General features: G+C 63.4%; 13 protein-coding genes. 10 read left to right on the top strand and 3 right to left on the bottom strand.

Annotated elements, in window-relative coordinates:
- Positions 1-99 precede the first annotated feature (99 nt).
- The gene (locus E9677_RS06655; RefSeq protein WP_136557332.1) at positions 100-432 is read right to left on the bottom strand and encodes a TIGR01244 family sulfur transferase; all 333 of its coding nucleotides are present in this window, start codon (positions 430-432) and stop codon (positions 100-102) included.
- 134 nt (positions 433-566) lie between these two features.
- On the opposite strand from E9677_RS06655, the gene E9677_RS06650 reads away from it, so the two are divergent.
- The 10 genes from E9677_RS06650 (at position 567) to E9677_RS25140 (ending at position 12,221) form a co-directional block, all read left to right on the top strand.
- A complete protein-coding gene (locus tag E9677_RS06650; RefSeq protein ID WP_136557331.1) occupies positions 567-884 on the top strand; it encodes an ArsR/SmtB family transcription factor in 318 nt (105 codons plus the stop codon).
- Positions 885-977: 93 nt separating this feature from the next.
- Positions 978-1,178 (top strand): YgaP family membrane protein, encoded by a 201-nt coding sequence (locus E9677_RS06645; protein WP_136557330.1) that lies wholly within the window; start codon positions 978-980, stop codon positions 1,176-1,178.
- An 11-nt stretch (positions 1,179-1,189) separates the two neighbouring features.
- Entirely contained in the window at positions 1,190-2,167 is a 978-nt protein-coding gene (locus tag E9677_RS06640; protein WP_136557329.1) for an efflux RND transporter periplasmic adaptor subunit, read from the top strand.
- Between the two features lie 53 nt (positions 2,168-2,220).
- Positions 2,221-5,409, top strand: coding sequence for an efflux RND transporter permease subunit (locus E9677_RS06635; protein WP_136558101.1), 3,189 nt, complete (start codon positions 2,221-2,223; stop codon positions 5,407-5,409).
- A gap of 141 nt (positions 5,410-5,550) precedes the next feature.
- Positions 5,551-6,588, top strand: a complete 1,038-nt coding sequence (bchI, locus tag E9677_RS06630; protein WP_136557328.1) for a magnesium chelatase ATPase subunit I — start codon at positions 5,551-5,553, stop codon at positions 6,586-6,588.
- Positions 6,581-8,422 (top strand): VWA domain-containing protein, encoded by a 1,842-nt coding sequence (locus E9677_RS06625; RefSeq protein ID WP_136557327.1) that lies wholly within the window; start codon positions 6,581-6,583, stop codon positions 8,420-8,422. The genes bchI and E9677_RS06625 overlap by 8 nt, the downstream gene beginning before the upstream one ends.
- Positions 8,419-9,327, top strand: a complete 909-nt coding sequence (gene bchO, locus E9677_RS06620) for an alpha/beta fold hydrolase BchO (protein ID WP_136557326.1) — start codon at positions 8,419-8,421, stop codon at positions 9,325-9,327. Before E9677_RS06625 ends, bchO begins: the two co-directional genes overlap by 4 nt.
- Complete coding sequence (locus E9677_RS06615; RefSeq protein WP_136557325.1) at positions 9,324-10,895, top strand: phytoene desaturase; 1,572 nt, start codon at positions 9,324-9,326, stop codon at positions 10,893-10,895. The genes bchO and E9677_RS06615 overlap by 4 nt, the downstream gene beginning before the upstream one ends.
- Positions 10,892-12,064 (top strand): phytoene/squalene synthase family protein, encoded by a 1,173-nt coding sequence (locus tag E9677_RS06610; RefSeq protein ID WP_136557324.1) that lies wholly within the window; start codon positions 10,892-10,894, stop codon positions 12,062-12,064. Before E9677_RS06615 ends, E9677_RS06610 begins: the two co-directional genes overlap by 4 nt.
- Entirely contained in the window at positions 12,057-12,221 is a 165-nt protein-coding gene (locus E9677_RS25140; protein WP_168801145.1) for a hypothetical protein, read from the top strand. Before E9677_RS06610 ends, E9677_RS25140 begins: the two co-directional genes overlap by 8 nt.
- On the opposite strand, the gene E9677_RS06605 is transcribed toward E9677_RS25140, so the two are convergent.
- Both E9677_RS06605 and crtD read right to left on the bottom strand, forming a co-directional pair.
- A complete protein-coding gene (locus E9677_RS06605) occupies positions 12,218-13,066 on the bottom strand; it encodes a carotenoid 1,2-hydratase (protein WP_136557323.1) in 849 nt (282 codons plus the stop codon). The genes E9677_RS25140 and E9677_RS06605 overlap by 4 nt on opposite strands.
- Positions 13,063-14,643, bottom strand: a complete 1,581-nt coding sequence (gene crtD, locus E9677_RS06600) for a 1-hydroxycarotenoid 3,4-desaturase CrtD (protein ID WP_136557322.1) — start codon at positions 14,641-14,643, stop codon at positions 13,063-13,065. The genes E9677_RS06605 and crtD overlap by 4 nt, the downstream gene beginning before the upstream one ends.
- Between the last annotated feature and the right edge of the window lie 38 nt (positions 14,644-14,681).

Raw genomic sequence — 14,681 nt, 5'->3', positions numbered from 1 at the left:
TGACGGGCATAGGAGAATAAATCGCAGGTTGCGTCGATCCCTAATTCTTGTGATCGGCCTCCTCGGACACGACAGAAGGCGGCTTGAGATCGAGGCCTGTCACGCCCGCTTGGCCAGGTCGTAAGCTGCGACACAGCGCATGCCGGACGCGCAGTAGGCAAGGATAGGGCCGGATTGTCTGGCCAGCAGGTCCTTGAGTTGACGTGCCTGATCAAAGGAGATCGAACCGGGAATGACGGGCAGATAATGCGCTTCCAACCCGGCACCTCTTGCAGCCTCTTCCACTTCCTCGAAGGAAGGCTGCAAGAATCCTTCCTTGTCCGGTCGCATGCAAATCACCGTCTTGAAGCCGAGTTCCGCGATCTCACGCAGTTGCGATGGCTTGATCTGGCTGGTGACATGAAAACTGGGATCGATGCTGCGAATGCTCATTTAGGGCTCCTTCGGCGGCAGGGTCCGACGCATAGTCAAGACACCCGCAATACATAGTATTTTTCTTATATTTATGGCACCCTTGCGGCATGTCAACTCTTGCCACCATTCTTTTATGATATATATTCGTATCTATGAAGATTGATCCTGAACAGATGAAGGCTGGCGCAGACATGGCCAGCGAACTCCTGAAGTCGCTATCGAACCGATATCGTCTGCTGATCCTCTGCCGCCTTGCCGATGGCGAACATTCCGTCGGACAATTGGCGGAATTCCTGGGCATTCGCGACAGCACCGTCTCCCAGCACCTGGCACTCCTGCGTCGGGAAAAAATCATTGCCGGCCGGCGCGACGGACAGACGATCTGGTACCGGATCGAAAGCGAACCCGCGCGAGCCGTGATCGGCACCCTCTACGAGAGTTTCTGCAAGACGTCCGACTGCGTCGCCTGACGGCCACGGCCATGGAATGACGACTGTCCCGCTTGACATTCATTTATCCTATATATACGTACTATCGTAGATATGTATCTTAAGGAGAAAAACATGTCGATCGATCGCGCGGTTCTCGCCTTTGCCGGCCTCATGGTCCTGCTCTCGCTGCTGCTCACCTACTTCGTGCATCCGGGATTTGTCTGGTTCACCGCCTTCATCGGCGTGAACTTGCTACAGTCGGCCTTCACGGGCTTCTGCCCGGCGGCCATGATATTCCGCAAGCTGGGCCTGCGCCCCGGCACCGCATTCTGAGGACATTCATCATGCAGCCCACCGCCTTCATCACCCTGATCACTGCCCTGACGGCAGCCGGACTGAGCGTCGCCCATGCGGCCGATACAGAACTCAAGCTCGTCAGCATACCGGAGATGAAGGCGGTCTATGGCCAGATCCAGCCGCGTAACACCGTATTGGCACGCGCGAGACTTGGCGGCACGGTGGCGCGCCTGACGATAACCGAAGGCGACCTCGTCAAGGCCGGCGACGTGATCGCCGAGGTCAAGGACGACAAGATCGACTTCCAGATCAAGGCGGTCGATGCTCAGCTTCAGGGCCTCAAAGCATCGATGAATGATGCGCAGGTGGAACTGGACCGTGCCGATAGACTGGTCCGCAGCGGCGCGACCAGCACGCAGCGGCTCGATCAGCTCCGAACCCAGCTGGACGTGATCACCAACCAGGTTCGCCAGGCCGAGGCCCAGCGATCCCTCCTCGTGCAACAGACCTCGGAGGGAGCGGTTCTCGCGCCTTCGGACGGCCGCGTCATCTCCGTGCCCGTCACCCGCGACGCCGTGGTCATGGCCGGCGAAACGGTCGCTACCATCGCAGGCGGCGGCTTCTTCCTGCGGCTCGCGATACCCGAACGCCACGCCCACCAACTTTCTCAAGGAGCGCAGATCAGCATAGAGGCCGGAGGAGAAAGGCTCGAAGGCGAACTCGTGAAGATCTATCCGCAGATCGAGGGTGGTCGCGTCACGGCGGATGTGGAGGTCGATGGCCTCGACACCGATTTCGTCGCAGCGAGAGTTCTCGTCGAACTGCCCATCGGCAACCGCGACGCTCTGGTGGTGCCGTCGTCCTCTCTTTCCAGCCGCGCCGGCATCGACTTCGTCGCTGTCCGCGAGGGAGATCAGGTGGTGGAACGTGCCGTGGTTGCCGGCAGGCCGCTGGAGATCAACGGCGAGGAGAAGATCGAGATCCTGTCCGGTCTCGCGGCCGGTGATGTCGTGGTGACGAAATGACTGTTCATATCGACAAGACCCCCGGTGGAGCAGAGCCCGAAGACGCTACGCCTATGGCCAATCTGGGCATTGCCGGCAATCTGACGCGCGCCTTCATCAAGTCGCCGCTCACACCGCTCTTCCTAATCGCCGCCTTCGCCTTCGGCCTCGTGGCGCTCCTCACCCTGCCGCGCGAAGAGGAACCCCAGATCTCCGTGCCGATGGTCGACATCATCGTCGAGGCTCCGGGATTGCGCGCAGACGACGCCCAGAAGCTGATCTCCGAGCCGCTGGAAACCATCGTCAAGAGCATCAACGGCGTCGAGCACATCTACTCTCAGTCCATGGACAACATGGTCATGGTGACCGCCCGCTTCCTGGTCGGCACCTCGTCCGACACGGCAGTGCTCCGCGTTCATGACAAGGTCCGCGCCAATATTGATCGCATACCGGTTGGCATCGCCGAACCCAAAGTGGTCGGCCGCGGCATCGACGACGTGGCGATCGTCACGCTGACCTTCTCCCCGACCAAGGACGCGAGCGGCCATGTCGGTGCCAACGACCTGACCCGCATCGTGCGCGAAGTCCGCAACGAGGTCGCCAAGGTCGAGGACGTAGGCCTGACCTATGTCGTCGGGGAAACCAATGAGATCATCCGCATCTCGCCGCAGCCGGAAAAACTCGCCCTTTACGGCATCACCCTGCAGCAGCTCGCCGGCAAGGTCGGCGGCGCAAACACCGCCATGCCGGCCTCGCAGGTGCGTGAACAGGGCCGCCAGATCGACGTCATCGCAGGCGAGACCCTGTCCACACCGGCCGAGATTGGCAACCCGCTGCTGACCGCCCGCGATGGTCGCCCGGTCTATGTCCGCGACGTCGCGACGATAGACTTCGCCACCGACACCAGCGAAGCCCTGGTTTCGATGCTCCGCAAGGACGGGGAGACAGTGGAACGCGTCCCCTCGGTCACGCTGGCCATCGCCAAACGCGCCGGATCGAACGCCGTGGTCGTGGCGGAAACCATCCTCGCGAGGGTCGAAGCTCTCGAAGGCAAGCTGATCCCTGAGGATATCCATGTCGAGGTGACCCGCAATTACGGCGAAACCGCCGACGAGAAGGCGAACGAACTTCTTTACCACCTCGGTCTCGCGACCGTCTCGATCATCGCGCTCGTCTGGCTGGCGATCGGCCGGCGCGAAGCCCTGGTCGTTGCGATCATCATTCCCGTGACGATCCTGCTGACCCTGTTTGCCTCGCGCCTGATGGGCTACACGCTCAACCGCGTCTCGCTCTTCGCCCTCATCTTCTCGATCGGGATTCTCGTCGACGACGCGATCGTCGTCATCGAAAACATCGCCCGCCACTGGGGCATGGGCGACAAGCGCTCCCGCCAGCGCAGCGCTATCGAGGCCGTGGCCGAAGTCGGCAATCCGACGATTGTAGCGACGCTGACGGTCGTCGCTGCCCTCCTGCCGATGCTCTTCGTCTCCGGCATGATGGGCCCCTATATGAGCCCGATCCCGGCCAATGCCTCGGCGGCCATGATATTCTCCTTCTTCGTCGCCGTTATGGTCACACCCTGGTTGATGCTGAAGGTCGCCGGGAATGCGCCCGTCCACGCCCATGAGGATCACGAGACGGGTGGAAAACTCGGACGGCTCTATGCCGCAACCGCCCGCCCCATCCTCGCCACCAAGACCCGCAGCTGGATCTTCTTAGGTCTGGTCGGGCTGCTCACGCTCGGCTCGCTCAGCCTCTTCTACACCAAGCACGTCACGGTGAAGCTCCTGCCCTTCGACAATAAGTCGGAACTGCAGGTAACGATCGACCTACCGGAAGGCTCGTCCGTCGAGGCGACCGATGCCATTGCCCAAGCCGTCGGCCGCACCGTTCTCGACATGCCGGAGGTCGTCTCCGTGCAGACCCATGCTGGCACCGCCGCACCCTTCAACTTCAACGGTCTCGTGCGCCATGCCTATATGCGCGCCGCCTCCTATCAGGGAGACGTCGCGATCAATCTGACGCCGAAGTCGGAACGGGACCGCTCGAGCCACCAAATCGCTCTCGACATACGCCAGCAGATTGCATCGATCGCCATGCCCGAAGGCACCAGCCTCAAGGTCGTCGAGCCACCGCCGGGGCCTCCGGTCATGGCGACCCTGCTCGCAGAGATTTATGGCCCGACACCAGAAATCCGTCGCGCCGTGGCCGCCAAGGTCGAGGCGGCCTTCCGCTCGGTCCCCTTCATCGTCGATGTCGACAATTCCTATGGCGTCGAGGCCCCGCGCAAGCGGCTGGTCATCTCGACCGACGACGCGGAGTTCTTCCGTGTCGAAGAGGGCGACGTCTTCGATACGATCTCGATCCTGTCGAACGGCAAGACCATCGGATACTCCCATCGCGGCGAAGGCCGTCCGCCGATCCCGATCCGGCTGGAGCGGGCCAAGGGCGAAAAGGTCATCGACGAGCGCTTCCTCTCGACCCCGATGCCGGCCAATGTCCTGCCGGGTGACAAGGGCGTGGTCGAACTCGGCGATGTCGTGCGTGTCCTCGACGAGAAGACCTCCCTGCCGATCTTCCGCCACAACGGCATCAGCGCCGAGATGGTGACGGCAGAACTGGCAGGCGACTTCGAGGCCCCGCTTTACGGCATGCTCGCCGTGCAGGAGGCGATCGATGCGCAGGACTGGACGGGCCTGCCCAAGCCGGTGATCTCGCTCAACGGCCAGCCGACCAACGAAGACGAGGCAACGCTGCTCTGGGATGGCGAATGGGAAGTCACCTGGGTGACTTTCCGCGACATGGGCGCCGCCTTCATGATCGCGCTGCTCGGCATCTACATCCTCGTCGTCGCCCAGTTCGGTTCGTTCAAGGTGCCGCTGGTGATCCTGACACCCGTGCCGCTGACCTTCATCGGCATCCTCGGCGGTCACTGGCTCTTCGGCGCGCCCTTCTCGGCGACATCGATGATCGGCTTCATCGCACTCGCGGGCATCATCGTTCGCAACTCGATCCTACTGGTGGATTTCATCCGCCATGCCGATCACACCGACAAGACGCTGACGGACGTTCTGATCGAGGCTGGGTCCATCCGCTTCAAGCCGATTCTCCTGACAGCACTCGCCGCCATCATCGGTGCCGCCGTCATCCTGACCGACCCGATCTTCCAGGGCTTGGCGATCTCCCTGCTCTTCGGCCTGATCTCCTCGACGCTGCTGACGGTGCTGGTCATCCCGGCGATCTACCGGGTGCTGAGAACCTGAACCAAGAATGGTTCCTGATGCCAACGGCCGCGCCTCGAGCGCGGCCGTTTTCGTTCAGGCCCAAGATTCCGCACGACACCCCCTTCAAAGCGACGGCGAAAAGTGTAAACTAAATTTGACACTCGAACCGAGACGGGATCCATGGCCCAATCATTCCCATTCGCCGCCATCGTCGAACAGGAGGACATGAAGCAGGCCCTCCTGATGGCCGCGGTCGAGCCTCTGCTGGGCGGCGTCCTGATCTTCGGCGATCGAGGTACGGGGAAATCGACCGCCGTTCGAGCCCTGACGGAGCTGTTGCCGCCGATCGAAACGCGCACGGGTTGCCGCTACAATTGTCTGCCGGCCGAACCCCAGCCAGCCTGCGGCGTCTGCAATCCGGCCAAAGGTCTGAAGCCGCCGCCGATCGTCAAGCATCGGGCACCTATGATCGACCTGCCGCTCGGCGCCACGGAAGATCGCGTCTGTGGCTCGCTCGACATCGAGAAGGCGCTGGTGGCCGGCGAAAAGCATTTCGAACCCGGGCTGTTGGCCGCCGCCAACAGAGGCTTTCTCTATATCGACGAGATCAACCTGCTCGAAGACCATCTGGTCGACCTCCTCCTCGATGCCGCGGCCTCTGGTATCAACGTGGTCGAGCGCGAAGGGCTGAGCATCCGCCATGCCGCCCGCTTCGTGCTCGTTGGTAGTGGCAATCCAGAAGAGGGCGACCTTCGTCCCCAGCTGCTCGATCGCTTCGGTCTCTCGGTCGACGTCCGCACCATCGAGGACATTGATCAGCGCATCGACGTCATCCGCCGCCGCGACGCCTACGAGACCGATCCGGCAGCCTTCGTGAAACTTTGGGCGAAACGGGACGAAGCGATCGGCCGGCGCGTCATCGCCGCCCGCAAGATCCTCCGCCAAGTCGAGATCCCGGATAACGTGGTGATGCGCATGTCGCAGCTTTGCCTCAGGCTCGGCATCGACGGGATGCGGGGCGAGCTCACACTGATGAGGGCGGGCCGCGCCGCTGCGGCACTGGCCGGACGCAAGCTCGTCACCTGGGATGACATCGCCGAAATCGCGCCGATGGTCCTTTGCCATCGTCTGCGCCGCGATCCACTCGACGACGCCGGCTCGACGCCGAGGGTCGAGCGCGCGCTGGCGACGATCAGTGCAGGTCACGGAAATGGCTGAACTCGGCCCGCACGATGCCTTTGAACAGGCGCTGGATGATCGGGGAGCCGAGCTATGGGCCGATGCCATGCTCGCCATCGAGCTCCTCTGCGTTGGAAGGGCAGCGATCGGCGGCCTGTGGCTCAAGGCACGATCTGGCGGTGTCCGCGACCTTTTCCTGTCCCGCCTGCAGGATCGATTGGGCGCCAATACCCCTTGGACACGGCTGCCGCCGGGCAGTTCCTTTGCCAATCTCATCGGTGGGATCGACCTCGCAGCGACCTCGGCGCAAGGCAGGATGATCCGTCAGCAGGGACTTCTCGCCCGCGCTGAGGGAGGCGCACTGTTGATCCCGATGTCGGAGCGCCTCGACCCGGCTCTCGCCGCCTTGGTTGCAAAATCCGTGGACCAGCCCATTGCTGGCGGTTTCTTGGTCATCGCCATCGACGAGTCCCTCGACGAGGAAGCACCGATTTCCAACCTGCTCGGCGACCGGCTCGCGTTGCGCGTAGATCTCGATGGAATCGCCTGGCACCACACGACTAGCACATCCGCAGCAGCGGTTGGCACTGCTGACGTTGACCCCGCATGGCGCACCGTGACGATCGACGACCGGCTCATGAAGGCCCTCGCCTCGCTGTCACTGTCTGCCGGCCACCGCTCGCCGCGAATTCTGGGCCATCTCGTTCGCACGGCAAGACTGCTCGCCTGGCACGACGGTCGCTTGGCAACCAACGAAAGCGATGTGCTGATCGCCCTTCGGCTCTGCCTCGGCCTCCGCCTTGCTCCCCAGCCCGAAGCCTCCCCCACCGAGGCAAACGAACCCGGACCCGACATCGATCAGCACCCGCAACAAGCGGAAGAGCAACGTCCGCCAGCAGACATGACCGAGCCGGAAGAACCGTCAGAGCCCACGACGGCCCCGACGCAGCTCGACACGCTGACCGAAATGCTGGCAGCCGTTCAGGCGGGCGCGCTCGTAGCCGATCCGTGGATTTCGATTTGCCAACGCCCCACCCCTGGGGCGGGCTCTGCCGGGAAATCCGGCGGCGTCCGCAAGAATGCCCGCCGGGGCAGACCATTCGGCATCGGTCTCGCACCACCGCATCCGGAGGCGAAGCCGGATATCGTCGCGACCTTACGCGCGGCAGCCCCCTTTCAGCGCATCAGAGCGGCCCAGCGCCTTGCCTTCAGCAAAGCCGATGACGTGCCCGCGTCTGATGCGAGAACCCCTCGCGCCTTTGTTACACGCGACGACTTCCGCTACGTGCGGCTGCGCCATGCCGCCCCCTCGACCGCGATCTTCGTCGTCGATGCTTCCGGCTCGACCGCCCTAGAGCGGCTCGGCGAGACCAAGGGCGCTATCGAGCAACTTCTCGCCCGCTGTTATGTCCGTCGCGACGAGGTCGCCCTGATCGCCTTTCGGGGCACTGCAGCGGAACTTCTGCTCCCACCTACGCGCTCCTTGACGGCCGCCAAGCGCAAGCTTGCGGCGCTCCCCGGTGGCGGTCCGACGCCGCTCGCAGCCGGCCTCAAGGCGGGTCTGGAACTGGCATTATCGGTGGAGCGCCGTGGCAGCAGCCCGGTGCTCGTCCTGCTGACGGATGGCAGCGGCAACATCGCTCTCGATGGCACACCCGACCGTGCACGGGCGGCCGATGAACTCCAAAGGCTCGCCGCATCGTGCAAGCTCCGAGACTTCCGGACAATCTGCATCGACATCGCGCGGCGGCCCCGCGATAGCGTCACCAACCTCGCCCAAATGCTCGGCGCCGACCTGCACGTCCTGCGAAAGGCCGATGCCGGACGTGTCTCGCATCTCGTCGACCGCTCCATGCAGGAGGCCCGGACATGAGCGGCGCACGGGACGGGCTTCACTGGGAGACAGACGGCACATCCTGGCCGAACCGCAGCGCGAGCCAGTTCCTGAAGACCGCCTCCTGCGACTGGCACGTCCAGCTCGCTGGGCCGGAAGACGCACCTGTCATCCTGCTTCTGCATGGCACAGGTGCTGCCTCCCATTCATGGCGGCACCTGCTGCCGCTCCTGTCCACGCGCTTCCGCGTCGTGGCCCCCGACCTTCCGGGGCATGGCTTTACCCGCACGCGCGGTTCGGGCGACCTCTCGCTTCCGGGCATGGTGCGGGTGCTGACAGAGCTCCTCACCCTCATCGACCGGTGCCCCGCCATTATCATCGGCCACTCGGCCGGCGCGGCCATCGCCGTCATGCTCGCGGCCAGCCAGGCCTCGGCCGTGCCGCGCCATGTCGTCGGCATCAACGGCGCCTATCTCCCAATCCGCGGCAATGCGCTGTTTTCGCCGCTCGCCAAGGCGCTGTTTGCCAATCCCTTTTCCGCATCGATGTTCTCGCTGCTCGCGCGCGCAACACCACTCGGCAGAAATCTTCTGTCAGCAACCGGCTCCTCGATCGACGAAGAAGGCAAGGCACTCTACCGCCGACTGCTCGCCTCACCCGCCCATGTCCGCGGCGCGCTCGGCATGATGGCGGCCTGGGATCTGACCCGCTTCGACGCAACGCTTCGGCGTCTCCCCTTTCCGATGACACTGATCGCCGCCCGCGACGATCCGATGGTGCCGATCGAAAACTCGACGCATGCGGCCCGGCAGGCCGCCGGCAGCCGGCTCGTCTTGACGGACCGCGGAGGACATCTGCTGCACGAATGTCGGGCTGCCGATGTCGTCTGCTGGCTGGATGAGGCGATCGGCGAACAGAGATCAAACGGAGCGGACGCAGCATGAACATCGCCGAACGCTTTCCGAAATCGCGACACTCTCCAGCGGACAACCGGCCGCATGCCATTATCATCGGCGCCGGCGTCGGCGGGCTAACGACCGGGGCTCTGCTGGGTGCAAAGGGCTATCGCGTCACCATCCTCGACCCACTGGACGAGCCGGGCGGCCGGGCCTATGCCCATAGGCAGGACGGCTTCACCTTTGATGCCGGCCCCACCATCATCACCGCCCCCTGGCTCTTCGAGAACCTGTGGCGCGATTGCGGTGGCCGGCTGAGCGACGACGTGGACCTCAGGCCCAACACACCTTTCTACCGTGTCCGTTTCGACGAAGGCACAGTCTTCGACTATTCCGGCGACCGTGCGGCGATGGAAGCGCAGATCGCCCGGATCGAACCGCGCGACGTCGCCGGCTATCGCAGCTTCCTCGACGAGAGCCGCCGCATCTACGAGGTCGCCTTCGAACAGCTTGCTCACAAGCCCTTTCACAGCCTCCTCTTCACGGCGAAGACGCTAGCCCGCCTCGTCCGTCTGGGTGGCTACAGATCCGTCTATTCGGTCGTGTCGAAGCATTTCCGTAGCGACAAGCTTCGAACTCTCTTTTCCTTCCATCCCCTGTTAATCGGCGGCAACCCGTTTTCGGCGACTTCCTTCTATTGCCTGATCGCGCACCTGGAGGGGAAGTACGGCGTCCACCACGCGATGGGCGGCACCAATGCCCTCGTCCGTGGCATCGCGTCGCTCGTCACTCGGAACGGTGGCCGCATTCGGCTCGAGGAAACGGTGACAGAAATCGTGACCGAAGGCCGCCGGGCGACGGGCGTGAGGCTGGCATCCGGTGAACGGATCGCTGCCGACATCGTCATATCCAATGCTGATCCCGCAACAACCTACGGCAAACTACTTAAGGCCCATCCTCGCCGGCGCTGGACCGATGCAAAGCTCGCAAGGGGGGATTACTCCATGAGCCTCTTCGTCTGGTATTTCGGCACGAGTAGGCGTTACGACGATGTGCAGCATCACACCATGCTCTTCGGCCCGCGCTATCGAGGACTGCTCGACGACATCTTCAGGAACCACCGCCTCGCCGAGGATTTCAGCCTCTATCTGCACCGGCCGACGGCGAGCGACCCGTCGCTTGCCCCGCCCGGCTGCGATGCCTTCTACGTGCTGAGCCCGGTGCCCAACCTGGACAGCAAGACCGATTGGACCGAGACGGCAGAAAGTTATCGCCGCAAGATCGAGCAACGGCTGGAAGAGACGGTCCTGCCCGACTTGTCACGCCATGTCGTGACCTCCCGTATCGCCACACCGATCGACTTCCGCGACCGCCTCCTTTCCTGGCAGGGCGCGGCCTTCGCGCTCGAACCGAAGCTTTTTCAGAGTGCCTGGTTCCGTCCGCACAACAAGAGCGAGGAGCTCGACAACCTTTTCCTCTGCGGTGCCGGCACACATCCGGGCGCCGGATTGCCGGGCGTCGTTTCCTCGGCGCGCATCGTCGCTGATCTCGTGCCGGACCCGGTCACCCTTCTCGCAGGCACGTGGCAGCAAGACGCAAGGGACTCCCGCTCATGAACACGCCTGACGCTTCCAACTCTCACGCTCACCTCGCACGTCCCCTCACCCGCCGACCGATCCTGCTGAATTACGGCTTCTCCGGTGACGTCGAAGACGAGAGGGCCTGTTCCGCCGCGATCCGCCGGGGCTCGAAATCCTTTCATCTCGCCTCCCTTCTGTTGCCCGCCCAAACTCGGCAGGCGGCCCGTGCACTTTACGCTTTCTGCCGCCATTCAGACGATCTGATCGACGACCCGAGAAGCGGCATGCCGGCCCTGATCAGGCTCAGACAACGTCTCGACATGATCTACGTCGGTGAGCCCGCCCCCTTCGCCTGCGACCGCGCCTTTGCGCGCGTGGTCCATGAGCACGCGATCCCCAAACCGGTGGTCGAAGCCCTGCTCGATGGCTTCGCCATGGATCTCGACGGTCGCCGTCACCAGACCATTGACGATGTGAAGGCCTATGCGACCTGCGTGGCATCGAGCGTCGGGCTGATGATGGCCTCGGTCATGGGAGTGAGCGACCGCGCAGCACTCGCCCGGGCCGCCGATCTCGGCATCGCCATGCAGCTGACCAACATTGCCCGGGATGTCGGTGAGGACGCGAGAAACGGCAGACTGTACCTTCCGCTCGACTGGCTAGAGGAACACGGCATCGATGCCGAGGCGTTTCTGCGCGAGCCCGAATTCAGTCCCGCGCTGGCCAAGGTGGTCGAGCGCCTGCTCAATGAGGCCGCCCGGCACTATCGCCTCGGCCATGCCGGCATTTGCAGCTTGCCGAAACCGTGCCGGCACGCGATCCGCACGGCAGCGCTTGTCTACGAGGCGATCGGGACGAGCATAGCAGGCAATGGCTACGACAGCGTCTCGAACCGAGCCACGACCGGACTTGGCACCAAGATCGGCCTGATGATCCGGGCGCGATATGAGGACAGCCGCTGGACCGCAACGGCGATCCGCGATCTGCATAGTCGAGCGGACCCTGCCGCACGGGAGCTTGTGACGGTGAGCGGCTCCCTCCAGCAAAGCCGGTCGCTGCTCCGTTCCACTGCTTCGGAAGCAACGGACGACGACAATACGATCGGGCGGGTGACGGACATTCTTCTTCGCCTTCACGCCGATGCTCGCACGCAAGCCCTCGAACGCCGGCGCGCTGCGAGGGACAAGGTGGCGACCCTTGCTTGAGAACTATTTCGGCCTGATCGAAGCGGCCTTCGTTTTCAGCCTGGCGATCGCTTTTTACGTCTGGCAGATGCGCGACCTGAAGAAGGAAAAGCTGAAGGCGGAGGCCCGCACGCGCGAAGCCGAGCAGGAGAAGCAGCGCAATGAGGAGGCCAGCTAGGCCCGTCTCGGCATGCGGAAAGGCAACATCAGCCTGACCAGGGGATTGGCCAGCCGCCGGCAGTCCAGGGTCTCATGCATCATGACGAGACGCTCGCCAGCAATCTCGGTTTTCACCAGAGAACGCCGATAGAAAGGCGAGTCCTCGTAAACGCCGCATAGGTTCGCATCGGCAGCCTCGTCGCAGGCGACCCCGCCTCCCACGCCCCAGAAGCCGCGAGCCAAGCGTTGCCGAGCCGGCAATTCGATCTCGCGAACCTCATCCTCGGCGTAGAGGAGACCGAACCGATTGCGAGATTTGTCCGCCAGCACCGCGTCGTAGACGAGGATCGCTCGACCGTCTTCCGTCGCCCCACGCGCCCAGTCCCAACCCTCGAAATCCTTTTCCAAAGGCCGGCTCCCATAGTTCATGTCGTGATAGCCCTGCCCGGACCACCCGCCATTCGGCAACATCTCGCTGGACACCGTGACGCGTCCCTGGGGCACGACCGGTTGCCAGACATGCCGTCCGGACGGATCGAGCCGATAGGCCTGATCCGCCAGGATGGATGGAGCGAGACGGATCTCCCCTTGCATCCGCTCAGGCCACCACCTTTGGCCTGGCCATGGCAGAAACACTTCGTCAAAGGCGAGCACGAGCTCCGACCCGTCGAAACAAATGGAACTGCCGCCGATCTCCAGTGCCCGACCTTCGCGCCGCAAATGCCGCGTACCGCGTTCAGTCATCGCCCAGGCATGGCCTCGAGGACCGTAGAGCGCGACATTGAAGGCGACATGGTTCAGCGGGTTCTTGCGACCCGACCAGTGATAATAGGGCGAAAAGACGGAACCGATGAAGGCGATCACTGTGAAGGCGAAACGTCCGCAGTCGCTCGTTCCGTCAATGTACCACCAGTGATAGCCACCCGATGGGACAGCCTGGTCAAAGGCCGGTCCGCCATCAACCGTTCGGCTGCGAGCTTGCCCGAAAGCGCCGCCATCGGAAGACCTGGCCCCGGATGCACGCTGCCCCCCGCCAGATAAAGCCCCGGCAGCGGCCCCTTCGATCCCGGTCGGGCGAAGGATGCCATCCATCCGTGTGACGCCATTCCGTAAAGGGCCCCGCCTGTCGCCGGATAAAGCTCCGCGAAGCGGTCCGGCGTCGTGATGTTCGCTGGCGCCGGGCTCGCTGAAAGCGTCAGACCGTTCAGCGCCAGCCGCTCCTCCATGCTCTTCAGACATCCGCTGATCTCTCTTTCGTCGCGACGCCGACGATCACCGTCCGCCGGCAAGTTCATCAAGGCGTAGATCCGCTCAGGACCACCATGTCCCACAGGGAGCTGACCATCAGTGTCGCGATCCTGGGCACAGAGATACACAGTCGGATCCGACGGCGCCTCGCGGCGGGCGAAGATCGCTTCGAACTCGCGCTGGTAATCGTCGGAAAAGAAAACCGTGTGATGGGCGAGCGGAACGCCGACCGGTTTTGCAAGGCTGCAACGCACCAAGGCTGACAGCGAACGCTGGGATTGCGACTTGTCCGCATCCGGGACTGAACCCATCAGTTGGGCAAGCGCTGCGACATCACCGTTATAGACGATCTGCCCGGCATGAAGACGAAACCCTGCCCGCGTGCCGACACCGGACACGGCTTGCCTCGACGGATCCACCAGGATCTCGGTGACAGCATCGCCATAGCGGAATTCGACCCCTAGCCCCACGGCCAGAGCCTCGAGCCGTTTCGCCAATGCGCGGATGCCGCCTTGCACCATCCAGACACCTTCCTGCTCGACATGCGCGACGAGCATCAGCGTGGCGGGAGAGAGATAGGGCGAAGAGCCGCAATAGGTGGCGTATCGGCCGAAAAGCTGGCGAAGCCGCAGATCGGAAAAATAGCCGCCGAGCGCGGACCAGAGTGTCGCGAACGGCTTGATCGCGAAGAGATCGGCAGGGCGCCCAAGCCCGATGCGGCGCGACAGTGAGAGCGGATTGGGTCTTGAGGCATCGATGAAGCTATCCTTCAACACCTCGAAGATCCGCCGACTGTCTGCGGCGAAACGGCGATAACCGTCCGCCTCCCGTCGTCCGGCAAAATCCGCAATGGCGCGAACAGTGTCCTTCGGATCTGAGTGAAGGTCGAGACAAGTCCCACCCCGCCAATAGTGCCGCGCGATGACGGAGGATGGCGTCAGGGTGAGCTCCTCGTCGAGCCTGCGACCGGCCGAGGCAAACAGTGCGTCGAACACCCATTTCATCGTCAGCACGGTGGGACCGGCATCAAAGCCGATACCATCGACCTCCACCCGCCGCATCTTGCCACCGGCTTCGTCCTGCGCTTCGAGAACGACGACACGGTAGCCGGCCGCCGCGAGCCGGACGGCAGCGGCGAGCCCCGCCATGCCGGCGCCGATCACCGCCACGGTGTTTTCGGTCGATGCGGACAAAACCCTCTCCTGTCACCGGTTGACATACAGTGCACATG

It is taken from the genome of Peteryoungia rhizophila (genome assembly GCF_004912145.1).
In the GTDB taxonomy this organism is placed as follows: domain Bacteria; phylum Pseudomonadota; class Alphaproteobacteria; order Rhizobiales; family Rhizobiaceae; genus Allorhizobium; species Allorhizobium rhizophilum.
This window is presented reverse-complemented; position numbering and strand designations above follow the sequence as displayed.